General features: G+C 56.9%; 21 protein-coding genes. 3 read left to right on the top strand and 18 right to left on the bottom strand.

Translation table 11 applies throughout. The features are described from left to right. Together qseE and purL are read right to left on the bottom strand one after the other, a co-directional pair. A complete protein-coding gene (qseE, locus tag UR289_RS10030; protein ID WP_320709954.1) occupies nucleotides 1-1,428 on the bottom strand; it encodes a two component system sensor histidine kinase QseE/GlrK in 1,428 nt (475 codons plus the stop codon). 531 nt (nucleotides 1,429-1,959) lie between these two features. Beyond that, complete coding sequence (purL, locus tag UR289_RS10025; protein WP_320709953.1) at nucleotides 1,960-5,847, bottom strand: phosphoribosylformylglycinamidine synthase; 3,888 nt, start codon at nucleotides 5,845-5,847, stop codon at nucleotides 1,960-1,962. A 267-nt stretch (nucleotides 5,848-6,114) separates the two neighbouring features. On the opposite strand from purL, the gene mltF reads away from it, so the two are divergent. Beyond that, nucleotides 6,115-7,665, top strand: a complete 1,551-nt coding sequence (gene mltF, locus UR289_RS10020) for a membrane-bound lytic murein transglycosylase MltF (RefSeq protein ID WP_320709952.1) — start codon at nucleotides 6,115-6,117, stop codon at nucleotides 7,663-7,665. On the opposite strand, the gene tadA is transcribed toward mltF, so the two are convergent. The 4 genes from tadA to murQ are packed head-to-tail and all read right to left on the bottom strand — an operon-like array spanning nucleotide 7,553 to nucleotide 11,022. Continuing rightward, nucleotides 7,553-8,092, bottom strand: coding sequence for a tRNA adenosine(34) deaminase TadA (tadA, locus tag UR289_RS10015; RefSeq protein WP_320709951.1), 540 nt, complete (start codon nucleotides 8,090-8,092; stop codon nucleotides 7,553-7,555). The genes mltF and tadA overlap by 113 nt on opposite strands. A gap of 24 nt (nucleotides 8,093-8,116) precedes the next feature. Then, complete coding sequence (gene yfhb, locus UR289_RS10010; protein WP_033146235.1) at nucleotides 8,117-8,752, bottom strand: phosphatidylglycerophosphatase C; 636 nt, start codon at nucleotides 8,750-8,752, stop codon at nucleotides 8,117-8,119. Between the two features lie 3 nt (nucleotides 8,753-8,755). Further along, nucleotides 8,756-10,117: a PTS transporter subunit EIIC gene (locus UR289_RS10005; protein ID WP_320709950.1), complete on the bottom strand. Its 1,362-nt coding sequence runs from the start codon at nucleotides 10,115-10,117 to the stop codon at nucleotides 8,756-8,758. Between the two features lie 11 nt (nucleotides 10,118-10,128). After that, complete coding sequence (gene murQ / locus UR289_RS10000) at nucleotides 10,129-11,022, bottom strand: N-acetylmuramic acid 6-phosphate etherase (protein WP_045888305.1); 894 nt, start codon at nucleotides 11,020-11,022, stop codon at nucleotides 10,129-10,131. 117 nt (nucleotides 11,023-11,139) lie between these two features. Between murQ and UR289_RS09995 the strand changes: the two genes are divergently transcribed. Both UR289_RS09995 and UR289_RS09990 read left to right on the top strand, forming a co-directional pair. Then, entirely contained in the window at nucleotides 11,140-11,988 is an 849-nt protein-coding gene (locus tag UR289_RS09995) for a MurR/RpiR family transcriptional regulator (RefSeq protein WP_023333056.1), read from the top strand. A gap of 46 nt (nucleotides 11,989-12,034) precedes the next feature. Further along, nucleotides 12,035-12,295 (top strand): YfhL family 4Fe-4S dicluster ferredoxin, encoded by a 261-nt coding sequence (locus tag UR289_RS09990; protein WP_008502177.1) that lies wholly within the window; start codon nucleotides 12,035-12,037, stop codon nucleotides 12,293-12,295. On the opposite strand, the gene acpS is transcribed toward UR289_RS09990, so the two are convergent. The 12 genes from acpS to rseD form a co-directional block, all read right to left on the bottom strand. Then, the gene (gene acpS, locus UR289_RS09985) at nucleotides 12,292-12,672 is read right to left on the bottom strand and encodes a holo-ACP synthase (RefSeq protein WP_023294331.1); all 381 of its coding nucleotides are present in this window, start codon (nucleotides 12,670-12,672) and stop codon (nucleotides 12,292-12,294) included. The two genes, UR289_RS09990 and acpS, sit on opposite strands and share 4 nt — an antisense overlap. Continuing rightward, a complete protein-coding gene (gene pdxJ, locus UR289_RS09980) occupies nucleotides 12,672-13,403 on the bottom strand; it encodes a pyridoxine 5'-phosphate synthase (protein ID WP_320709945.1) in 732 nt (243 codons plus the stop codon). The genes acpS and pdxJ overlap by 1 nt, the downstream gene beginning before the upstream one ends. A gap of 75 nt (nucleotides 13,404-13,478) precedes the next feature. Beyond that, the gene (gene recO / locus UR289_RS09975; RefSeq protein WP_039263761.1) at nucleotides 13,479-14,186 is read right to left on the bottom strand and encodes a DNA repair protein RecO; all 708 of its coding nucleotides are present in this window, start codon (nucleotides 14,184-14,186) and stop codon (nucleotides 13,479-13,481) included. A 17-nt stretch (nucleotides 14,187-14,203) separates the two neighbouring features. Further along, nucleotides 14,204-15,109, bottom strand: coding sequence for a GTPase Era (gene era / locus UR289_RS09970; protein WP_023308847.1), 906 nt, complete (start codon nucleotides 15,107-15,109; stop codon nucleotides 14,204-14,206). After that, on the bottom strand, nucleotides 15,106-15,786 hold the full coding sequence (rnc, locus tag UR289_RS09965; RefSeq protein WP_003860711.1) for a ribonuclease III: 681 nt from the start codon (nucleotides 15,784-15,786) through the stop codon (nucleotides 15,106-15,108). The genes era and rnc overlap by 4 nt, the downstream gene beginning before the upstream one ends. A gap of 222 nt (nucleotides 15,787-16,008) precedes the next feature. Continuing rightward, nucleotides 16,009-16,983: a signal peptidase I gene (gene lepB / locus UR289_RS09960; RefSeq protein ID WP_069303186.1), complete on the bottom strand. Its 975-nt coding sequence runs from the start codon at nucleotides 16,981-16,983 to the stop codon at nucleotides 16,009-16,011. Between the two features lie 15 nt (nucleotides 16,984-16,998). Next, on the bottom strand, nucleotides 16,999-18,798 hold the full coding sequence (gene lepA / locus UR289_RS09955) for a translation elongation factor 4 (RefSeq protein ID WP_032659499.1): 1,800 nt from the start codon (nucleotides 18,796-18,798) through the stop codon (nucleotides 16,999-17,001). A 185-nt stretch (nucleotides 18,799-18,983) separates the two neighbouring features. Next, nucleotides 18,984-19,460 (bottom strand): SoxR-reducing system protein RseC, encoded by a 477-nt coding sequence (gene rseC, locus UR289_RS09950; protein ID WP_023308850.1) that lies wholly within the window; start codon nucleotides 19,458-19,460, stop codon nucleotides 18,984-18,986. Further along, nucleotides 19,457-20,410 carry a sigma-E factor regulatory protein RseB gene (gene rseB / locus UR289_RS09945; protein ID WP_320709941.1) on the bottom strand — a complete coding sequence of 318 codons (954 nt, stop codon included), beginning with the start codon at nucleotides 20,408-20,410 and terminating at the stop codon, nucleotides 19,457-19,459. Before rseB ends, rseC begins: the two co-directional genes overlap by 4 nt. Then, a complete protein-coding gene (gene rseA / locus UR289_RS09940; protein WP_008502186.1) occupies nucleotides 20,410-21,060 on the bottom strand; it encodes an anti-sigma-E factor RseA in 651 nt (216 codons plus the stop codon). Before rseA ends, rseB begins: the two co-directional genes overlap by 1 nt. Before the next feature lie 31 nt (nucleotides 21,061-21,091). Then, nucleotides 21,092-21,667 (bottom strand): RNA polymerase sigma factor RpoE, encoded by a 576-nt coding sequence (rpoE, locus tag UR289_RS09935; RefSeq protein ID WP_006176728.1) that lies wholly within the window; start codon nucleotides 21,665-21,667, stop codon nucleotides 21,092-21,094. Further along, entirely contained in the window at nucleotides 21,664-21,750 is an 87-nt protein-coding gene (rseD, locus tag UR289_RS09930; protein WP_223862639.1) for a rpoE leader peptide RseD, read from the bottom strand. Before rseD ends, rpoE begins: the two co-directional genes overlap by 4 nt. Nucleotides 21,751-21,940: the final 190 nt, after the last annotated feature.

Raw genomic sequence — 21,940 nt, 5'->3', positions numbered from 1 at the left:
TTATTGATTTTTCCGGCTCACGGGCAGTTCGATACGGAAGCAAACATCTGAACGTTCGTCCGCGGCAATGTTTAGCTCACCCTGCATGCGTCGTATGCAGTCCCGGGCGATGCTCAAGCCCAGACCGCTTCCTTTAACCGCGCCTTTCCGCTGATGACTTCCCTGGAAAAAGGGTTCGAAGATCATGGTTTTTTCGTCATCGGGGATCGGGGTGCCGGTGTTTGCGACGTCAATAAACACCCGTGAACCATTCGTATTACTTCGGATATAAATGTTACCGGATTCAGTACCATAGTGCACCGCATTGGAGTAAAGATTATCCAGAACGCTCATCAGCAGCATGGGTTCAGCCAGGCACGCAGGCGCATTCAGCTCGACGCCGGTATGCATCATTTTAGCTCTTGCTGGCAAGCTGTGGGCGGAGATCACCATATCCACCAGCGGCTCAATCTCAACGTTTTCCAGTACGACCGCCCTGTCAGCCAGCTTGCGGTTGTAATCCAGCAGTTGCTCAATCAGCTTTTGCAGATTGCGGCTGCTGTTATCCAGGATCTCGACAATTTCTTTCTGCTCTGGCGTAAGGGGCCCGGCCACTTCGTCCGCCAGCAGCTCCGTCCCTTCGCGCATGCTGGCCAGCGGCGTTTTAAGCTCATGAGAGATATGGCGCAGGAACTGATGGCGCTGTGATTCGAGCCACGCCAGGCGCTCGGACAGCCAGATAATGCGCTGGCCTACGGATCGCAGCTCGCGGGGACCTTTAAAGGCGACCGTATCCCCGAGCGATTTCCCCTCCCCCAGACGGTTGATCATACGCTGAATGCCCTTTACCGGGCCGATGATCATGCGGGTAAAGAGCAGTACCAGCCCGAGGCTCACCAGGAACAGCACCAGCGCCTGCCAGCCGAAGAACTGGCCGCGCTCGGCAATCTCCTGCTGGAGCTGCTGGCCGCGAGAGAAAATCACCGCGCGCGTTGACTGCACCATCTCGGTGTTGGCGCTGGCAAAAGCTTCGAGGCGCGCGGCAGCAACGGCATCCGGGCCGCTGTTGCTGCACTGCAGCTGCGCGAGATCGTTTAAATCCTGACGCAACGCCTGATAGAGCTTGTCATCAGGTAGGACCCCCGCGTGAGCGTCCAGCATTTCGCTGTAGCGTTTACGCTGGCTCTGATAAACCTTTTCCAGCGTCCGATCGTCAAGTACGCAATACTGACGATAGCTGCGCTCCATCTCCAAAGCGGCGTTGGTCATCGCTTCACTGCGTCTGCCGTCGATGAGCGTCGTGCGGTTGGTCAAAGCCGCCTGCGCGCTCAGCGCGTTCAGGCTTTGCCACGCCTGCCAGGCAAGGATCAGCAGCGGCAGCAGGATCAGCAGGAAGGCCATCATGACGAGCTGCCGCAGGGAGCGGGGGAAAACGGGCCAGCGTTTCAACGCATTACTCTCTTAATGGGGGTTTACGCAGAGCGTAACTGAGTCTGCCCTTCAGATACAACAAAGCCGGGTAAAAACCCGGCTTTGTCATGGAATGAGGCGGTGCCTAACTCGACGTTTCGCCCTGGCCTGATAAAGCATCGCTATGATCAGTAGTTGGACGGCAGGCACCTTTTTGTGCGTCATTCGAAGTTTATGTAGCGCGTCCCGAAGGGGCTGACATAAGAAGGTGAATGAGCCACTGGTTAATATTATGCAACACCCGTGCCAGAATGAAAAACAAAATATTAACAGTTTGAAATATATGAGTTTTACTCGTTTAGCCTGTTAATTATCGGTTGAATGATTTCCAGGCTAAGTGTCGCTATTAAGCAACACCTTAACGGGAACCTTTACTGCCATATATAAATCAACGAGTTAAATGTCGCCTTTTGGAGACAGTTGAATTGCGGGTCTGTCGCGTAATTGCGACACAAATAAAAAAGCCCGGTCGAGCTCGCGCTTACCGGGCCTACAGGTACTGCCTAAAACTTAACCCAACTGCTTACGCGCGTTGCGGAAGATACGCATCCACGGGCTGTCCTCGCCCCAGTTTTCCGGGTGCCAGGAGTTGCTCACGGTACGGAATACGCGTTCCGGGTGCGGCATCATGATGGTCGCGCGACCGCTTTCGCTGGTCACTGCCGTAATACCGTTGGCGGAGCCGTTCGGGTTAGCCGGATAGGTTTCCGTCACCTTGCCGAAGTTATCGACAAAGCGCAGCGCTACAAGGCCTTTGCTCTCCAGCTGAGCCAGATGCGCAGCGTCGCGCACTTCTACCTGACCTTCGCCGTGGGAAACGGCGATTGGCATCTGTGAACCGACCATCCCCTGCAGCAGCAGAGACGGGCTTTGGGTCACTTCCACCAGGCTGAAGCGCGCCTCGAAGCGGTCAGACTGGTTGCGCACAAAGCGCGGCCAGGCTTCGCTGCCCGGGATCAGCTCACGCAGGTTAGACATCATCTGGCAGCCGTTACACACGCCCAGCGCCAGGGTCTGCGGACGGTGGAAGAAGGTTTCGAACTCGTCGCGCACGCGGCTGTTGAACAGGATGGACTTCGCCCAGCCTTCGCCCGCGCCCAGCACGTCACCGTAGGAGAAGCCGCCGCACGCCACCAGCGCCTGGAAATCTTCCAGACCGGTACGCCCGGCCAGCAGGTCGCTCATGTGGACGTCGATAGCGTCAAAGCCCGCGCGGTGGAAGGCAGCTGCCATCTCAACGTGGGAGTTGACGCCCTGCTCGCGCAGAACGGCCACTTTTGGACGCGCACCCGTCGCTATGTACGGCGCGGCGATGTCTTCGTTGATGTCGAAGGAGAGCTTCACGTTCAGGCCTGGATCCTGGTCATTCGCTTTCGCGTTATGCTCCTGATCGGCACATTCCGGGTTATCACGCAGGCGCTGCATCTGCCAGGTGGTTTCCGCCCACCACATGCGCAGCGTGGTGCGGCTTTCGCTGAACACCGCGTGACCGTCTGCTTCAATGACGAAGCGGTCGCCCTGAACGGCTTTGCCCAGATAGTGCACGCAGTCTGCCAGACCGTGCTTCGCCAGAATCGCTTCAACCGCGTCGCGATCCGCCGCGCGCACCTGAATCACGGCGCCCAGCTCTTCGTTGAACAGCGCCGCCAGACGGTCTTCGCCAAGCGTTGCAATGTTCGCTTCCACGCCGCAGTGGCCGGTGAAGGCCATCTCTGCCAGGGTCACCAGCAGGCCGCCGTCGGAACGGTCGTGGTAGGCCAGCAGCTTACGCTGCGCCACCAGCGCCTGAATCGCGTCGTAGAAGCCTTTCAGCTGCGCCACGTCACGCACGTCGGCTGGCTTGTCGCCGAGCTGGCGGTAAACCTGCGCCAGCGCGGTAGCACCCAGCGCGTTGTGGCCTTTACCCAGGTCAATCAGCAGCAGGGCATTGTCTTCGGTCGCAAGCTGCGGCGTCACGGTGTGACGCACGTCTTCCACGCGGGCAAACGCGGTGATCACCAGCGACAGCGGAGAGGTCATTTCGCGCTGCTCGTTGCCTTCCTGCCAGCGGGTTTTCATCGACATGGAGTCTTTGCCCACCGGAATGGTCAGGCCGAGGGCAGGACAAAGCTCCTCGCCCACCGCTTTCACGGCTTCATACAGGCCAGCATCTTCGCCAGGGTGGCCGGCAGCGGCCATCCAGTTTGCGGAAAGCTTGATACGTTTGATATCGCCAATCTGCGTTGCGGCGATGTTGGTCAGCGCTTCACCAACCGCCAGACGGGCAGAAGCAGCGAAGTCCAGCAGCGCCACCGGGGTACGCTCGCCGAGAGCCATCGCTTCGCCGTAGTAGCTATCGAGGCTCGCGGTGGTCACGGCGCAGTTCGCGACCGGGATTTGCCACGGGCCGACCATCTGATCGCGCGATACCATACCGGTCACGGTGCGATCGCCGATGGTCACCAGGAAGGTTTTCTCTGCCACAGCAGGCAGGTGCAGCACGCGGTTTACCGCTTCTGCCACGGTGATGCCCTGGCGATCCAGCGCTTTGCCGGCCGCTTTGCGGGTGGTTACGTCGCGGGTCATCTTCGGCGTTTTACCGAGCAGAACGTCGAGCGGCAGATCGATCGGCTGGTTGTCAAAGTGGGTGTCGCTTAAGGAAAGGTGCTGCTCTTCGGTCGCTTCACCGATGACGGCATACGGCGCGCGCTCGCGGCGGCACAGCTCGTCAAACAGCGGCAGCTGGTCGGCAGCAACCGCCAGCACGTAGCGCTCCTGGGATTCGTTACACCAGATTTCCAGCGGGCTCATGCCCGGCTCATCGCTCAGGATATCGCGCAGGTTGAAGCGCCCGCCGCGGCCACCGTCGCTCACCAGCTCCGGCATGGCGTTGGACAGGCCGCCCGCGCCCACGTCGTGAATGAAGAGGATCGGGTTGGCGTCGCCCAGCTGCCAGCAGCGGTCGATCACTTCCTGGCAGCGGCGCTCCATCTCAGGGTTGTCGCGCTGCACGGAGGCGAAGTCGAGATCCGCATCAGACTGGCCGGAGGCCATAGAAGAGGCCGCTCCGCCGCCCAGACCGATGTTCATCGCCGGGCCGCCCAGTACGATCAGCTTCGCGCCGACGACGATCTCGCCTTTCTGCACGTGATCGGCACGGATGTTGCCGATCCCGCCCGCCAGCATGATCGGCTTGTGGTAGCCGCGCAGCTCTTCGCCGTTGTGGCTGTCCACTTTCTCTTCATAGGTACGGAAGTAACCGTTCAGCGCCGGACGACCAAATTCGTTGTTAAACGCCGCGCCGCCCAGCGGGCCTTCGGTCATGATATCCAGGGCGGTCACGATGCGCTCTGGCTTGCCGAAATCTTCTTCCCACGGCTGCTCAAAGCCCGGGATACGCAGGTTGGAGACGGAGAAACCGACCAGACCCGCTTTAGGTTTAGCGCCACGACCGGTCGCGCCTTCGTCACGGATTTCACCGCCGGAGCCGGTCGCCGCGCCCGGCCACGGGGAGATCGCCGTCGGGTGGTTGTGGGTTTCCACTTTCATCAGGATATGCGCGGGCTCCTGATGGAAGTCATAGCGCCCTGCTTCGCGATCGGCGAAGAAGCGGCCCACCTCGGAACCTTCCATTACCGCGGCGTTGTCTTTATAGGCAGACAGCACGTGGTCAGGGGTTTGCTCCATGGTGTTTTTGATCATTTTGAACAGCGACTTCGGCTGCTGTTCGCCGTCAATAATCCAGTCGGCGTTGAAAATCTTGTGGCGGCAGTGCTCAGAGTTAGCCTGCGCGAACATGTAGAGTTCGATGTCGTTCGGGTTACGGTTGAGCTTAACAAACGCATCCTGAAGATAGTCGATTTCGTCTTCTGCCAGCGCCAGGCCGAGACGCAGGTTGGCGTCAATCAGCGCCTGACGGCCCTGCCCCAGCAGGTCTACGCTCTGTACCGGCGCAGGCTGATGGTGAGAGAAAAGCTTCTGCGCGTCATCGAGAGAGGTAAATACGCTCTCCATCATGCGATCGTGCAGTTCAGCCGCAACCGCCTGCCACTGCGCGTCGCTCAGGGTAGAGGCTTCCACGTAGTACGCCACGCCGCGTTCCAGACGGTTAATCTGGTTCAGGCCACAGTTGTGGGCGATATCGGTGGCTTTGGAAGACCAGGGGGAGATGGTGCCCGGACGAGGCGTAGCAAGGATCAGTTTGCCGGTTGGCGTATGGCTGTTCAGGCTTGGACCATACTTGAGCAGGCGTTCCAGCTGTACGCGCTCCTCTGCATTGAGGGGGGCATTCAGGTCAGCAAAATGGACATACTCAGCGTAAATATTGCTTACCGGAAGGTCGGCCGCCTGAAAACGTGCCAGCAGTTTAGTGATACGGAAGGCAGACAGTGCAGGCGAACCACGCAGAATTTCCATCATAAGTCTCTCGTCTTCGAAGCGCCGGGGCGCTTACAGTGTGCGCAAGGGGGGAAAACGGGCGTCATTATAGAGAATCCTGAGCGCCGACGAAACCGTTTGCGTCGAAATAAAATTTGCACAGAGATTTAACAATAGATGTGACCTGTCTCTCTAATTGGTTGCCAAGTGGCGCAAGTTTACGCAAAATGCCGCTCATTCAATGGCAAACCTTATGATTAACATGGCTACAGCAGACTGAGGCAACCGGCGTCGCAGAGAATTAACTAATTGAAAAAATTAAAGATTAATTATCTGCTCATCGGCATTGTAACGTTGCTGCTGGCAGTGGCCCTCTGGCCTTCCATCCCCTGGTTCGGCAAAGCCGAAAACCGTATCGCCGCCATTCAGGAGCGGGGGGAATTGCGCGTCAGTACCCTCAACTCGCCGCTGATTTACAGCGACGTCAACGGCAAAATCATTGGCCTGGATTATGAACTGGCACAACAGTTCGCCAATTATCTTGGCGTGAAGCTTAAAATCACCGTCCGCCAGAATATCAACCAGCTGTTTGACGATCTCGATAACGACGATGCCGATATGCTCGCCGCCGGGCTGGTGTATAACAGCGAGCGCAGCAAGAACTACCAGCCAGGCCCGACCTACTACTCCGTTTCTCAGCAGCTGGTTTACCGCGTCGGGAGCCTGCGCCCGCGCTCGCTGGCGTCAATTAACGATCGGCAGCTGACGATTGCGCCCGGCCACGTGGTGATTGACGATCTGCGGGAGCTCAAGGAGAAGAAATATCCCGACCTGAGCTGGACGGTGGATCCGAAACTCGGCACGACGGAGCTGCTGGAGCAGGTAAAAGATCAGAAGGTGCCCTACACCATCGCCGATTCGGTCGCGATCAGCCTGTTCCAGCGGGTGCATCCTGAAATCGCCGTGGCGCTGGACGTCACCGACGAGCAGCCCGTGACCTGGTTTAGCCAGCTTGATGACGATCAGACCTTCTCTGCCGCGATGCTTGATTTCTTCAACACCATCAATGAAGACGGTACCCTGGCGCGTCTGGAGGAGAAGTACCTCGGGCACGGTGATGACTTTGACTACGTTGACACCCGCAGCTTCCTGCGCGCGGTAGACAGCGTCCTGCCGGACCTGCAGCCCTTGTTCGAAAAATACGCCCAGGAGATTGACTGGAAACTGCTGGCGGCTATTTCGTATCAGGAATCCCACTGGGATACCCAGGCCACGTCGCCCACGGGCGTACGCGGTTTGATGATGTTAACCAAAAATACCGCGCTGAGCCTGGGCGTCAATGACCGTACCGATGCCGAACAGAGCATCAGCGGCGGCGCGCGCTATCTGCAGGATATGATGGCCAAAGTACCGGAAACGGTGCCGGAAGAAGAGCGGATCTGGTTTGCGCTGGCGGCCTACAATATGGGCTACGCGCATATGCTTGATGCGCGAGCGTTGACGGCCAAAACGAAAGGCAATCCGGACAGCTGGTCAGACGTCAAGCAGCGCCTGCCGCTGCTGAGCCAGAAGCCATGGTATAACAAGCTGACATACGGCTACGCGCGCGGACATGAAGCCTACGCCTACGTGGAAAATATCCGTAAATATCAGATTAGCCTGGTCGGGTATCTGCTGGAGAAAGAGAAAGAGGCGACGGAGGCCAAACAGCTGGCTCAAAGCTACCCGGTCGTGGCGCCGGACGAGCTTAATCGTCCGACAGCTTCAATACTGCCTTTTGCTGCTTTTTCTGCTGACGGCGCATTCGAAAGAAATCGCTTAATAGCCCCGAACACTCTGGTGCAAGCACCCCACCGATAGTCTTCACCTGGTGGTTCATACCCGGGTGACCCAGCACGTCCATCAGCGAACCGGCCGCACCGGTTTTTTCATCCCGCGCGCCGAAAACCAGAGTCCCGATCCGGCTGTGCACCATCGCGCCGGAGCACATCACGCACGGCTCCAGCGTCACATACAGCGTGGTATCAAGCAGGCGATAGTTTTGCAGCACCAGACCGCCCTGGCGAAGCGCCATAATTTCGGCATGCGCAGTAGGATCGTGGCGGCCAATAGGACGGTTCCACCCTTCGCCAATCACCTGGTTGTTATAAACCAGCACCGCGCCCACGGGCACTTCGCCCTCGTCCCAGGCGCGTTGAGCCAGCGTCAGCGCGTGGCGCATCCAGTATTCATGATTGTGTTCAGGGTTGGACAAAGGCTGATACTCCAGTCGAAAAGCGGGCGGCATTATACACGCCCATTATGGATAAGCCTATTCGAGTTGCTGAAGTTCGCCTGATGGCGTGACGCGCCAGCGGTGCTGGCAAAAATAGAGCAGCGGGTTGTCCTGCTTGCTGTCGCTGTAGCCGCTGTACAGGCGCAGCGGCGTACCGATGCGTTTTTCCAGCTGGACCACTTTTTCATGCCCCAGGCAGCGCAGGGTCAGCACCCAGCCGCCGTAACCGCGGGCAATTTGCGTGGCGATAAGATTCACGCGCGGAAGCCAGGGGGTATCAAAGTAGACCTGCTCCACCAGCGTCTGCGGGGAGCCGGTAATGAGCCAGATGTCGGCATCATTCGCGTCGAGATAGCTGGTCAGGCGCGCCTGCACCACCGGAAAGGCGGCGACGTGGCTGCGAAACCAGTGCGCAAAATCCTTTTCGAGCTGCTTAAGCCGCGCTTCGCTGTGCCCAAAGGTACATCCCCACAGCAGCAGACTCATCGGCCATCGCGCCGCCCGGCCTTTCACCAGCAGCGCGATCCCGATAACCGGTAAGAGCGGCAGCACGAGCAGCGCATTCAAAGGCTGACGCCGCAGCAGGTAACGCATAAACGTACCAAACATATCCTGCTGATGCAGCGTTCCATCCAGGTCGAAAAAGACAACGCGACGCGCGTGATTTGCCAAACCTTACTCCTCTGGGTCGTTGAAACCTAACAGCCAGGTAAACAGGAACCCGGCGATCACCGCTACTAAATAGCCTAACAGATAGAGCATCACTTTTCCGGTCACGATGGTTAATGCCAGCGGTAAACCGGAAAGCCCAAAGGTGATAACGGTAGCGACTTTCCAGTAGCTAATGAGCGCCCCGCCCACCGCGCCGCCCAGACAGGCGGCGAGAAACGGTTTACCCAGCGGCAGCGTAACGCCGAAAATCAGCGGCTCACCGATGCCGAGCAGTCCGACCGGGAGCGCGCCGTTAATCATTTTTTTCAGACGCGCGTTGCGGGTTTTCATCAGTACGGCAATCGCCGCGCCCACCTGCCCCACGCCCGCCATCGACAGGATAGGCAGCAGCGCGTTATAGCCGTGCGACTGCACCAGCTCGACGTGGATCGGCACCAGCCCCTGGTGCAGGCCGGTCAGCACCAGCGGCAGGAAGGTACCGGAAAGCACAGCGCCAACCAGCAGCCCGCCGCGGTCAATAGCCAGAGACGCACCGTGAGCGATGGCTTCAGAGATCCATCCGCCTAGCGGCTGGAGGGCCACAATCGCTACGCTACCGGTAATCAGCGTAGTCAACAGCGGGTTGAGAATCAGCTCGATCGAGCCAGGCAGAACCGCGCGCAGCCTTTTCTCGATCCAGCACATCAGGATGACAACCAGCAGCACTGCGATTACCCCACCGCGGCCCGGCTGGAGCGCCTCGCCAAACAACGTGATCTGCGCCAGCTGCGGGCTGGACAAGATGCCCGCCATGACCCCGCCCATCGCCAACGATCCGCCAAACACCTTCGCGGTATTCACCCCGACCAGAATGTTCATAATGGCGAAAACAGCACTGCCGAAGATCCCCAGAATCCCCAGCAGGTTCGGATAGTGCGTGGCGAAATCCCCCACAATATCCGGTCGCTTGAGGATATTGATGATCCCGGTGATCAGGCCGGAGGCAATAAACGCCGGGATCAGCGGAATAAAGACGTTTGCCAGCTGACGCAGCGCATCGCTCATGGGGGCTTTGTATTTGGCCTTCGCCTGCGCCCTCGTTCGTTCCGCATCGTCAATCGACGCGCTCGCGCTAACGCCCATCAGCGCGCGCATGGCATCAACAACCTGCGCCGCTTTCCCCGGCCCGACGATCAGCTGATGCTGCTGCCCCTGTTTCACGTAGCCGCTGACGCCGGAGAGTTGCTTCAGGCGCGGCACGTCGAGCTGGTCGTCGTTATGCACCTCGACGCGCACGCGCGTCATGCAGTTTTCGAGACGCTGAATATTTTTTTCCCCACCGATCCCCTGCAGGATATCGCTGGCGAGCGCTGCTGTTTTGTCCATAGACGCCTCTGTTAGTTTTCTAATGCCGCCCGTAAGAAGCCGCTATGCGCATCGAGTTTGGCTCTCGCGGCCGCCGCATCCAGCCCGCTCAGGATCATCAGAATGGCCGGTTTAACATCGTGATCGGTCTGCTTGAGTACCGCTTCTGCCTCTTCACGGCCTGCGCCAGTCGCCTCCATCACCATGCGGCAGGCTCTGTCCACCAGCTTGACGTTGGTGGCCTGCATATCCACCATCAGGTTCTGATAAACCTTGCCGAACTTCACCATCGCGCCGGTGGAGATCATATTGAGTACCAGCTTTTGCGCGGTCCCGGATTTCAGGCGCGTGGAGCCGGTGAGCGCTTCCGGCCCGACAACCGGAGAGATAGCAATAGCGGCCACCTGCGCAATCGGGGAACCCGGATTACAGGAGATGGCCACCGTCGTGCAGCCCGTCCGGTTGGCGTATTCCAGCCCGCCAATGACGTACGGGGTGCGCCCGGATGCCGCCAGCCCGACCACCAGATCCTTCTCGGTCAGATTCAGCTCCTTCAGGTCATCCTCGCCCAGCTGTGCATTGTCTTCCGCTCCTTCAACGGCTTTCAGCAGCGCGCCGGGTCCACCGGCAATCAGCCCAACGACCAGACCGTGCGGCACCCCAAAGGTGGGCGGACATTCTGACGCATCCAGGACCCCAAGACGCCCGCTGGTGCCCGCCCCCATGTAGATAATGCGACCGCCGGCCTTGAGGGCTTCCGCCGCCGCATCGACCGCTTTCGCCACCTCGGGTAATGTCTCTTTCACAGCCTGCGCGACCAGCGTATCCTGTTGATTAAAGCGGTTAACCAGCTCCAGGGTGGAGAGGGCATCCAGATCCATGGTTTGCGGGTTACGCGTTTCAGAAACAAGTGAGCCAAGATTCATTTTTGTACCTCAAGAATTTTTAATTCATAATAATCACACTATAATGGAATATAAAATTCATTCAGGCGAGCAAAATTCGTATTTGCGCAGATAATCACATTTTCGCCAGGAGACCGTATGAACTGTTTAATTCGCATTCGCCAGCGCTACGCAGGCTTTGCCCAAAGCGACAAGAAGCTGGCGGATTTTCTGCTTTCTCAACCCGATCGCGCGCGCCATCTCAGCTCGCAGCAGCTGGCGAGTGAAGCCGGCGTGAGCCAGTCCAGCGTGGTGAAGTTTGCCCAGAAGATTGGCTTTAAGGGGTTCCCCGCCCTCAAGCTGGCGATCAGCGAAGCGCTGGTGAGCAACCCCAACCCGCAGTCCATGCCGGTGCATAATCAGATCCGCGGCGATGACCCGATGCGGCTGGTCGGCGAAAAGCTGATCAAAGAGAACGTGGCGGCCATGCACGCGACGCTCGATGTAAACACCGAAGAGAAGCTGCTGGAGAGCGTGGCGATGCTCCGCGGCGCGCGGAGGATCATTCTGACCGGTATCGGCGCATCCGGACTTGTGGCGCGTAACTTTGGCTGGAAGCTGACGAAAATTGGGCTTAACGCCATCGTCGAGCAGGATATGCACGCCCTGCTGGCAACCGTACAGGCAATGGATCCTGACGATCTGCTGCTGGCCATCTCCTACTCCGGCGAGCGCCGTGAAATCAACATGGCAACTGATGAAGCGCTGCGCGTCGGCGGTAAAATTCTGGCGATCACCGGTTTTACGCCGAATGCCCTGCAGCAGCGGGCAACGCGCTGTTTATATACCATTGCCGAAGAGCAGGCCACGCGCAGCGCGGCTATCTCTTCCACCAGCGCGCAAATGATGCTGACGGACCTGCTGTTTATGGCGCTGGTGCAGCAGGATCTGGAGCGCGCGCCCGAGCGCATTCGTCACAGCGAAGAACTGGTAAAGAAACTGGTTTGACGCGTATAATGCCCGCCCGGTTTGTGTTGTTTCTGAGAATTTCCTGATGGCGCTGTTAATTACCAAAAAATGCATTAATTGCGATATGTGCGAGCCCGAATGCCCGAACCAGGCGATTTCGATGGGCGACAGCATCTATGAGATTAACAGCGACCGCTGCACGGAATGCATCGGCCACTATGAAACGCCGACCTGCCAGAAGGTGTGCCCGATCCCGAATACCATCCTGAAGGATCCGGCCCACGTCGAGAGCGAAGAGCAGCTATGGGATAAGTTTGTCCTGATGCACCACGCGGACAAACTTTAACTTTCGATGATCACCGTCGCGCTGGCATAGTGACGTTCATCCGCGATCGTCACGTGCATATGATTCACCCCCAGCTTTTCCGCCAGCTTTTGCGCTTCTCCCCACAGACGCAGGCTCGGTTTGCCCAGCTCATCGTTAAACACTTCGAACTGATTAAACGCCAGGCCGTTACGAATGCCGGTCCCGAAGGCTTTGGCCGCCGCCTCTTTTACCGCAAAGCGCTTTGCCAGAAAACGCACCGGCTGCTGATGCGCTTCCCAGATGGCCCACTCGTTATCGCTCAGCACGCGTCTTGCGAGGCGATCGCCGCTACGGGCGATCACCGCTTCAATGCGGGCTATTTCAACGATATCGGTGCCTAAGCCCAGAATGGCCATTACTGACGCGCTTCCTGCATCAGGCGTTTCATCTCTGAAACCGCCTCTTTCAGGCCGCTCATCACCGCGCGACCAATGATGGCGTGGCCGATGTTCAGCTCGTGCATTTCCGGCAGGGCGGCAATGGCCTTCACGTTGTGGTAGGTCAGGCCGTGACCGGCGTTAACCTTCAGTCCCAGGCTTGAGGCGTACGTGGCCGCTTTGGCAATACGCTCCAACTCTTTGGCCTGTTCGGTATCGTTTTTGGCATCGGCATAGCAGCCGGTGTGGATTTCGATATACGGTGCGCCCACGTCGGCCGCCGCTTTAATCTGGGCGAAATCGGCGTCGATAAACAGAGAAACCAGGATACCGGCATCCGCCAGGCGCTTGCAGGCATCGCGCATTTTGTCGAGCTGACCGGCCACGTCCAGACCGCCTTCGGTGGTCACTTCCTGGCGTTTTTCCGGCACCAGGCAGCAGAAGTGCGGCTGGGTCTCGCAGGCAATCGCCAGCATCTCATCGGTGACCGCCATCTCCAGATTCATTCGGGTGTCCAGCGTCTGACGCAGAATGCGCACGTCGCGATCAGTGATATGGCGACGGTCTTCACGCAGGTGAACGGTAATGCCGTCGGCGCCAGCCTGTTCAGCGATAAACGCCGCCTGAACCGGATCGGGATACGCCGTGCCGCGCGCATTACGCAGCGTGGCGATGTGGTCGATGTTGACGCCTAACAGTAATTCAGCCATGACAATCCTCGGTATTTTGGTTCATTTCTCTTCCCCCTCTCCCTCCGGGAGAGGGCTGGGGTGAGGGGTAAAACGTTAACGTTTCGGCACAAACTGCCTGAATAATTCGCGGCTCTTTAAGGGCTTGCCGCCAAGATACGGCTTGAGGGCAATCCGGGTAAAGCGTTTTGCTGCGCGCAGGGTGTCCAGATCGGGAAACTCGCGCTCATACAGCGCCCGGAGCTGGCGCCCGGTAAAGGTGCTGTTGTCTATCACGATACTGGCAATGAAGCCCTTTTCTTCGCGGTAGCGGTAGGTCATGGTGTCTTCTATCTCATCACCGCTGCCCGCGCAGTGCAGAAAATCTACGCCGTATCCGAGGTGGCCCAGCAGCGCCAGTTCAAAACGACGCAAGGCGGGTTCGGGCGTGCCGGTTGCGCCAGCCAGCGACTGGATACAGTGCAGATAATCGAAGAAAAGTTCAGAGAAGCGGGTCTCATGTTCAAGAACGCGGGAGATGAGTTCGTTGACATACAGACCGCTGTAGAGCGTGATGCCGGAAAGAGGAAGCGCCAGGGAGACGGCTTCGGCACTGCGCAGGGTTTTCACTTCCCCTCGCCCACCGAAGCGTACCAGCAACGGTGTGAAAGGCTGTAGGGCGCCTTTCAGATTAGAACGTTTGGAACGTGCGCCTTTCGCAACAAGGCGCACGCGGCCCGACTCTTCCGTGAAGACGTCCAGCATGAGGCTGGTTTCGCTCCAGGGACGACTATGCAGGACAAAGGCGCGCTGCCATCCATCCATATGCTCGTCGTCTTAAGTTACTGGTCTTCGCCGTAACCGAGGCTGCGCAGAGCACGCTCATCATCGGCCCAGCCAGATTTCACTTTCACCCACAGTTCGAGGTGAACCGGCGCTTCGAACATCTCCATCATGTCCTTACGGGCTTCGATACCGATGGTTTTGATCTTGGCCCCTTTGTTGCCGATCACCATCTTCTTCTGCCCTTCGCGCTCAACGAGGATCAGGCCGTTGATATCGTAGCCACCGCGCTCGTTGGTCTGGAAACGCTCGATCTCTACCGTTACGGAGTAAGGCAGTTCAGCACCCAGGAAACGCATCAGCTTTTCACGGATGATTTCAGACGCCATAAAGCGCTGAGAGCGATCGGTGATGTAGTCTTCCGGGAAGTGATGAATCGCTTCCGGCAGATGCTTCCGCACGATGCCCGCGATGGTATCCACGTTCAGGCCGGTCTCAGCAGACAGCGGAACGATATCAAGGAAGTTCATCTGGCTACCAAGCCACTGCAGATGCGGCAGCAGGTCGGCCTTTTCCTGCACGTTATCAACTTTGTTGACCGCGAGGATGACCGGCGTTTTGCCGTCACGCAGCTTGTTCAGCACCATCTCGTCGTCCGGCGTCCAGCGGGTGCCTTCCACAACGAAAATCACCAGCTCTACGTCGCCGATCGAGCTGCTCGCCGCCTTGTTCATCAGGCGGTTGATGGCACGCTTCTCTTCCATGTGCAGGCCGGGGGTATCGACGTAGATCGCCTGATACGCGCCTTCAGTATGGATGCCGACGATGCGGTGACGCGTGGTCTGCGCCTTACGCGAGGTGATTGAAATCTTCTGCCCAAGCAGATTATTCAGCAGGGTGGATTTGCCAACGTTCGGACGTCCGACGATGGCAATAAATCCGCAATAGGTTTTATCTTCGCTCATTCCAGCTCCAGCATTTTTAACGCCTGTTCGGCGGCAGCCTGTTCAGCCTTACGACGGCTTGAACCTGTGCCCACCACCGGTTCACTCAGGCCACTGACCTGGCAATGGATGGTAAATTCCTGATCGTGCGCTTCGCCACGCACCTGCACCACCAGATAAGACGGCAGCGGCAGATGACGACCCTGCAAATATTCCTGCAGACGCGTTTTCGGATCTTTTTGTTTATCGCCCGGGCTGATTTCGTCCAGACGGGTCTGATACCAGTTCAGGATCAGCTTTTCTACGGTCTGGATATCGCTGTCCAGGAACACACCACCAATTAATGCTTCGACCGTATCGGCAAGAATAGATTCACGACGGAAGCCGCCGCTTTTCAGTTCACCCGGTCCAAGACGCAGACATTCGCCCAGCTCAAATTCGCGAGCGATTTCCGCAAGGGTATTACCCCGAACCAGCGTGGCACGCATGCGGCTCATATCACCCTCGTCCACACGCGGGAAACGATGATAAAGCGCATTCGCAATCACGAAACTTAAAATAGAGTCGCCTAAAAACTCGAGACGCTCATTATGTTTGCTGCTGGCACTGCGGTGGGTTAATGCCTGTTGCAACAACTCCTGATGATGAAAAGTGTAGCCCAGCTTCCGTTGAAGCCGATTAATTACGATGGGGTTCATGCGATACCAATAAATGAATGCGTCAAAAATGCAGCACACGAAACCGACCTGAGAAAACCAACGCGGTTTCGTGTGCCGTGGCACCCTTGCAGGGCCAACCTTAAACTTCGGGGGAATATTCTATACACAACGACAGGGGATGTCGTTAGTTCGAAGAGATTTATCGTGGAAATAATTCACGTAGCCGCTAATTAAAGCGGCTACGCGTTCATTTATTGAGAATTAATGGATTCCGCCGATACGATTCAGGCGTACACCGGTCGGCCATTCGCCTTCCTGCTTCTCAAAACTCATCCAGATGGCTGTGGCTTTGCCGACCAGATTCGCTTCCGGCACAAAGCCCCAGTAACGGCTGTCCGCAGAGTTATCGCGGTTGTCACCCATCATGAAGTAATGTCCTGGCGGTACAATCCAGCTCGCCAGCTGCTGGCCAGGCTGGCGATAGTACATACCCAGCTGATCCTGCGCGATTGGCACGGTGAGGATTCGGTGCGTCACATCGCCCAGCGTCTCTTTGCGCTCAACCAGACGGATGCCGTCCTCTTTGGTTTCACCTTTCGAAACCTGGAAGAACCCGCTGGTCGCTTCGCCGCCGTTACGACGGGCAAAGGTCTGCACAAAGTCACTTGGCTCAACGTTTGAGTAAGTGATTGGCAGCGCGTTTTCACAGGCGGTACCGGAGCTGCAGCCCGGCTGAACGGTGACTTCTTTCGCAACCGGATCGTAAGTGACTTTATCACCCGGCAGACCTACCGCGCGCTTGATGTAGTCCAGGCGCGGATCTTCCGGATATTTAAATACCACGATGTCGCCACGTTTCGGATGACCGGTTTCGATCAGCGTTTTCTGGTAGATAGGATCTTTAATGCCGTAGGCAAACTTCTCTACCAGAATAAAATCACCAATCAGCAGCGTTGGCATCATTGAACCTGATGGGATTTGAAACGGCTCGTAAATAAACGAACGTACCACCAGCACAATCGCCAGCACCGGAAATACCGAGGCGCCCGTTTCCAGCCAGCCCGGTTTCGGGCCGACTTTCTTCAGGGTTTTCGCGTCAATCCCATCTCCAGTGGCTGCCTGAGCGGCAGCCTGACGTTCACGACGTTTTGGGGCGAAGATAAACTTATCCAGACACCACAGCAGACCTGTTACCAGGGTAGCAATGACCAGGATCAGGGCAAACATGTTCGCCATGCCAACTCCTTAGGGTTATTTGCCGTCTTTACCAACATGAAGGATGGCAAGGAATGCTTCCTGCGGCAGCTCGACGTTACCGACCTGCTTCATACGCTTCTTACCTTCTTTCTGCTTCTGCAGCAGCTTTTTCTTACGGCTGACGTCACCGCCATAGCACTTCGCCAGAACGTTTTTACGCAGCTGTTTCACGGTTGAACGCGCGATAATGTGGTTGCCAATCGCCGCCTGAATCGCGATATCGAACTGCTGACGCGGGATCAGATCTTTCATCTTCTCAACCAGCTCGCGACCGCGGTACGGCGCATTGTCGTTGTGGGTGATCAGCGCCAGCGCATCCACGCGCTCGCCGTTGATCAGCACGTCCACACGCACCATGTTGGAGGCCTGGAAGCGTTTGAAGTTGTAATCCAGTGACGCGTAGCCACGGGAGGTCGACTTCAGACGGTCGAAGAAGTCGAGTACCACTTCCGCCATCGGGATTTCATAGGTCAGCGCCACCTGGTTACCGTGGTAAACCATGTTGGTCTGCACGCCACGCTTCTCAATACACAGCGTAATGACGTTCCCCAGGAATTCCTGCGGCAGCAGCATGTGACACTCTGCAATAGGCTCACGCAGCTCCTGAATGTTGTTCAGCGGCGGCAGCTTGGACGGGCTATCGACGTAGATCACTTCTTTCGAGGTGGTTTCAACTTCATAGACTACCGTCGGCGCCGTGGTGATCAGATCCAGATCGTATTCACGCTCCAGACGTTCCTGAATGATCTCCATGTGCAGCAGACCGAGGAAGCCACAGCGGAAGCCGAAGCCCAGCGCCGTTGAGCTTTCTGGCTCGTAGAACAGGGAAGCATCGTTCAGGCTCAGTTTACCGAGCGCGTCACGGAAGTTTTCGTAGTCGTCAGAGCTGACCGGGAACAGACCCGCGTAAACCTGCGGTTTCACCTTTTTAAAGCCTGGCAGCGCTTTATCTGCCGGGTTACGTGCACCGGTCAGGGTATCGCCCACCGGCGCGCCGAGGATGTCTTTAATGGCGCAGACCAGCCAGCCTACCTCGCCGCATCTCAGCTCGGTACGGTCAACCTGTTTTGGCGTAAAGATGCCCAGACGGTCTGCGTTGTAGACCTGTCCGGTACTCATTACCTTAATTTTGTCGCCTTTACGCATGGTGCCGTTTTTAATACGCACCAGAGAGACAACGCCCAGATAGTTATCGAACCAGGAGTCGATAATCAGCGCCTGCAGCGGGCCATCCGGATCGCCTTCCGGTGCCGGAATGTCACGTACCAGGCGTTCCAGCACGTCGGTCACGCCCACACCGGTTTTCGCGGAGCAGCGCACGGCATCGGTCGCGTCAATGCCGACAATATCTTCAATCTCTTCCGCTACGCGTTCAGGGTCGGCGGCTGGCAGGTCGATCTTGTTCAGAACCGGCACAACTTCGAGATCCATTTCCATCGCGGTGTAGCAGTTTGCCAGGGTCTGGGCTTCAACGCCCTGCCCGGCATCCACCACCAGCAGCGCGCCTTCACAGGCCGCGAGCGAGCGTGAAACCTCATAGGAGAAGTCAACGTGGCCTGGGGTGTCGATAAAGTTCAGTTGATAGGTTTCACCATCAGCCGCTTTGTAATCAAGCGTAACGCTCTGCGCTTTAATGGTGATACCGCGTTCGCGTTCCAGGTCCATGGAGTCCAGAACCTGGGCTTCCATTTCACGATCAGACAGGCCACCGCAAATCTGGATAATACGGTCAGACAGCGTCGACTTACCGTGGTCAATGTGAGCAATGATCGAAAAGTTACGTATGTTCTTCATATAGTTAAATAATTATGCCTTACGAATTCCTGGAGGCCGCTGTTCTTAGCCTGACGTTTTTCAGTGCGAAAACGCAGCATTCTACACTACATCCTCGCTACCTGGAAATGCACTTAGAAGCAGGTGTAGCGTGAAGAAAGGCCGTTTTCTGTTTTAGGGTGTAAAAAATGATAAAGCCCGATGGATCACCGGGCCTCAGAAGAGAGCGTTTCAACACGAAGCTGGTCTGGTGCCAGCCCAACGCTGAGAATGACAGGCTGCCACTCCTCGCGTGCGGCGAGCGTCGGAGAGAGGCCTTTGGCAAGCCAGAATCCCCCCACGCCACCCAATGCGGCACCGCACATAGCGGCCACATCGGTACCAAACAGCATCTGAAACAGGCCGCCCATGATAAACAGGCCGACCAGCGGAGAGAGATACACCAGCATAGCGGAGCTGAGCAGGCTGCCTTCCGCGATGCCCAGTTCCACCTTCTGTCCCGCCATCAGCGGCTGTTCGCTTGGCACAGAAATCGTGTGCGATGTTTGTGGCCCAAGCTTATTCAACACGCGGCTGCCGCAGCCGGCGCGGGATGCGCAGCTATTACATGAGGCTTTAACATCGCAGCTCACCAGCGCAATGCCGTTTTGCCAGGAGACAACCGTCGCCCACTCTTTGATCATTGTGCAGCCCTGAATTTAATGCTGTCGGAGATGCGCTTCGCCGTCTGCGGAGGGAGTTCTCCCACAATGGTGATCTCTGCGTTATCGCGTACCGCTGTACTCACCGTACGGCGCCCGGTACGCAGCATTTGTTCAGCGCTGTTTGCCGTTGCGCGATTGATATTCACCGAGAAGCTGAACAAACCATCCGAATAGAGGCGCGATTCTACCGGCGTTTCAATCGTTGGCAGCTGACGACGGCTGCTGGACACTTCGCTAAACCCTTGCGGGATCCAGGCTGGTACCCAGTTGAAATTAACGGAATCCCCGGCAGGAACAGAAAGCAGCGGTGGCAGGCTGGCCTTAGCCAGATTCTGCATGCTGTTGCCAACCTGATTGTTCACGCTGAAGGAGATAACCCGGAACTGTTCCAGCGTTTCACCGTCACGGTCGAGCAGGTCAACACGCATGGGGAGTTTGGTTTCGGCATCAATCCAGACGATATAGCTGTAGCGCGTTCCGTCCCGGGCAACAACGCGAATTACCTCGCACAGTCTGTCCGCGATGCGGGTACGCCCTACCGAAATAAAATCGTAGTAAGGGGCAAGCCGTTTGAAGTCGGTGTAAATGAGTGACGGCAGGGAATCAACGATATAGTCGCCATTCAGCGTGAAAGGCTCCAGGCCTGGCTCGAAATAGCTGATTTCATTACCACGTTGGACCACTTCCCGACGCGGGCCATCCATCTGTAAAAGCTGGGCGAGCGGCTGCTTATCAAGACGGGCATGACGATAGCGTAACGACTCGACGCCCTGCTTATTGATGCTGATAAATGCCAACTCATAATTGAGTGACTGGCTGGCCAGATTCATTTGCTGCAACAACGCCCCGGATGAAACATCAGCCGAGGCGTTGGCAGAGAAGAACAGGCTACCCGCCATCAGAGACATGGCGAACCAAAGTTGCTTCATTACTGCGATTGCGTTCCTAAAGTTTGGTTTCCGGGCACCTGCACAGCAGCTTGCTGTGTCTGCGCCTGCTCAAACTGAAGCTGTTCAGAGTGCAGACGACGCTGCAACTCGTAATCCTGCAACATCGCATTAATGCGACGGCGCTGCTCCTGAACCTGCTGTTGCTGACCGCCGCTGGCGGATGCATCAGCCGGTACGCCCAGGCTTACCGGGCTGGCTTTGCCCATCATCGGCAGTGTGTTAAACACTGGCGCTTCTGGCTGCTGATTAGTTTCAGACTGAGTATTATAGTGCTGGACGCCAACAATAACTGCAAGCGATACGCATGCTGCCACACCCATTTGGGTAAGCTGGCTGGCCCACGGACGCACCTTTTGCCAGAACGGCATTTTCTGCCACTGGTGAGGCGCGGGTTGAGCTTCAGGAATCAGCGGAGTGGTCTGATGAACAGGCTCATTCTCGATCGCCGCCATGACGCGGGCTGAGATATCGAAATGGAGAACCTCGCCGGTGTCACCGCGAAGGGTGTCACGGATGAGATGGTAACTCTCCCAGGTCTCTTGCATTTCGGGTGAATGAGACAGCTCGTTGAGCAGCTCGCTATCCACCGTTTCACCATCCATTAAAGCGGAAAGTTTTTCTTTCTGCATGCCTAATACCTTTTCCAGTATCCCGCTATCGTCAACGCCTGATAAGCGGTTGAACTTTATTATCAATAGCTTCTCGCGCACGGAAAATTCGTGAACGTACCGTGCCGACCGGACAATCCATGATAGCGGCTATCTCTTCATAGCTCAGACCATCCAGCTCCCGTAACGTAATTGCCATACGTAAATCTTCCGGGAGCGACTCGATCGTGCGAAAAACGATTTGTCTCAGTTCTTCTGACAACATTAAGTTCTCAGGGTTCGAAATTTCTTTCAATGCGCCGCCGCTTTCGAAGTTTTCGGCGTCGATTGCGTCCACATCACTTGAAGGCGGACGACGGCCCTGAGCGACCAGATAATTCTTTGCCGTATTGACCGCAATACGGTACAGCCAGGTATAAAAAGCACTATCTCCCCGGAAAGAATCCAGCGCGCGATAGGCCTTAATAAAAGACTCTTGCACCACATCAGGCACATCGCCTGACGGTACATAGCGGGAAACCAGGCTCGCCACCTTATGCTGGTAGCGGACCACCAGTAGGTTAAAGGCTTTCTGATCTCCCTTCTGGACCCGTTCAACCAGGACCTGGTCCGTTAACTGCTCGCTCATCCGAGGTAATGTCTCCCCAAACCTAAATTCCACGCGTTATCGAAACGCCACTCTAAAAATACCGCACTTTGAGCAAGCACCATTTAGAGTGTCTGATCTTCAATAAGTTCCGTAACGCCTTTGTTTTTGTTCATCGCGCCGCAGACCGTTTATTTTCTCTCATTATAAGTCTGTTCACGATACGCACCACTTTATGACAAGAAACATCTTTTTCCCGCCAGAAGAGTAACGCAACACAGGCTTTATTTCACCACAAAATCTGACGCTAACGAT

Source organism: Enterobacter sp. 302C9 (assembly GCF_034106085.1).
Classification (GTDB): domain Bacteria; phylum Pseudomonadota; class Gammaproteobacteria; order Enterobacterales; family Enterobacteriaceae; genus Enterobacter; species Enterobacter asburiae_B.
This window is presented reverse-complemented; position numbering and strand designations above follow the sequence as displayed.

Bases quoted from the DNA above. Each gene is read 5' to 3' on its own strand.
- purL (WP_320709953.1), bottom strand. From the start codon at position 5,847: ATGATGGAAATTCTGCGTGGTTCGCCTGCACTGTCTGCCTTCCGTATC.
- tadA (WP_320709951.1), bottom strand. From the start codon at position 8,092: ATGCCGCCCGCTTTTCGACTGGAGTATCAGCCTTTGTCCAACCCTGAA.
- UR289_RS10005 (WP_320709950.1), bottom strand. From the start codon at position 10,117: ATGGACAAAACAGCAGCGCTCGCCAGCGATATCCTGCAGGGGATCGGT.
- murQ (WP_045888305.1), bottom strand. From the start codon at position 11,022: ATGAATCTTGGCTCACTTGTTTCTGAAACGCGTAACCCGCAAACCATG.
- UR289_RS09995 (WP_023333056.1), top strand. From the start codon at position 11,140: ATGAACTGTTTAATTCGCATTCGCCAGCGCTACGCAGGCTTTGCCCAA.
- UR289_RS09990 (WP_008502177.1), top strand. From the start codon at position 12,035: ATGGCGCTGTTAATTACCAAAAAATGCATTAATTGCGATATGTGCGAG.
- acpS (WP_023294331.1), bottom strand. From the start codon at position 12,672: ATGGCCATTCTGGGCTTAGGCACCGATATCGTTGAAATAGCCCGCATT.
- pdxJ (WP_320709945.1), bottom strand. From the start codon at position 13,403: ATGGCTGAATTACTGTTAGGCGTCAACATCGACCACATCGCCACGCTG.
- recO (WP_039263761.1), bottom strand. From the start codon at position 14,186: ATGGATGGATGGCAGCGCGCCTTTGTCCTGCATAGTCGTCCCTGGAGC.
- era (WP_023308847.1), bottom strand. From the start codon at position 15,109: ATGAGCGAAGATAAAACCTATTGCGGATTTATTGCCATCGTCGGACGT.
- rnc (WP_003860711.1), bottom strand. From the start codon at position 15,786: ATGAACCCCATCGTAATTAATCGGCTTCAACGGAAGCTGGGCTACACT.
- lepB (WP_069303186.1), bottom strand. From the start codon at position 16,983: ATGGCGAACATGTTTGCCCTGATCCTGGTCATTGCTACCCTGGTAACA.
- lepA (WP_032659499.1), bottom strand. From the start codon at position 18,798: ATGAAGAACATACGTAACTTTTCGATCATTGCTCACATTGACCACGGT.
- rseC (WP_023308850.1), bottom strand. From the start codon at position 19,460: ATGATCAAAGAGTGGGCGACGGTTGTCTCCTGGCAAAACGGCATTGCG.
- rseB (WP_320709941.1), bottom strand. From the start codon at position 20,410: ATGAAGCAACTTTGGTTCGCCATGTCTCTGATGGCGGGTAGCCTGTTC.
- rseA (WP_008502186.1), bottom strand. From the start codon at position 21,060: ATGCAGAAAGAAAAACTTTCCGCTTTAATGGATGGTGAAACGGTGGAT.
- rpoE (WP_006176728.1), bottom strand. From the start codon at position 21,667: ATGAGCGAGCAGTTAACGGACCAGGTCCTGGTTGAACGGGTCCAGAAG.
- rseD (WP_223862639.1), bottom strand. From the start codon at position 21,750: ATGGTGCTTGCTCAAAGTGCGGTATTTTTAGAGTGGCGTTTCGATAAC.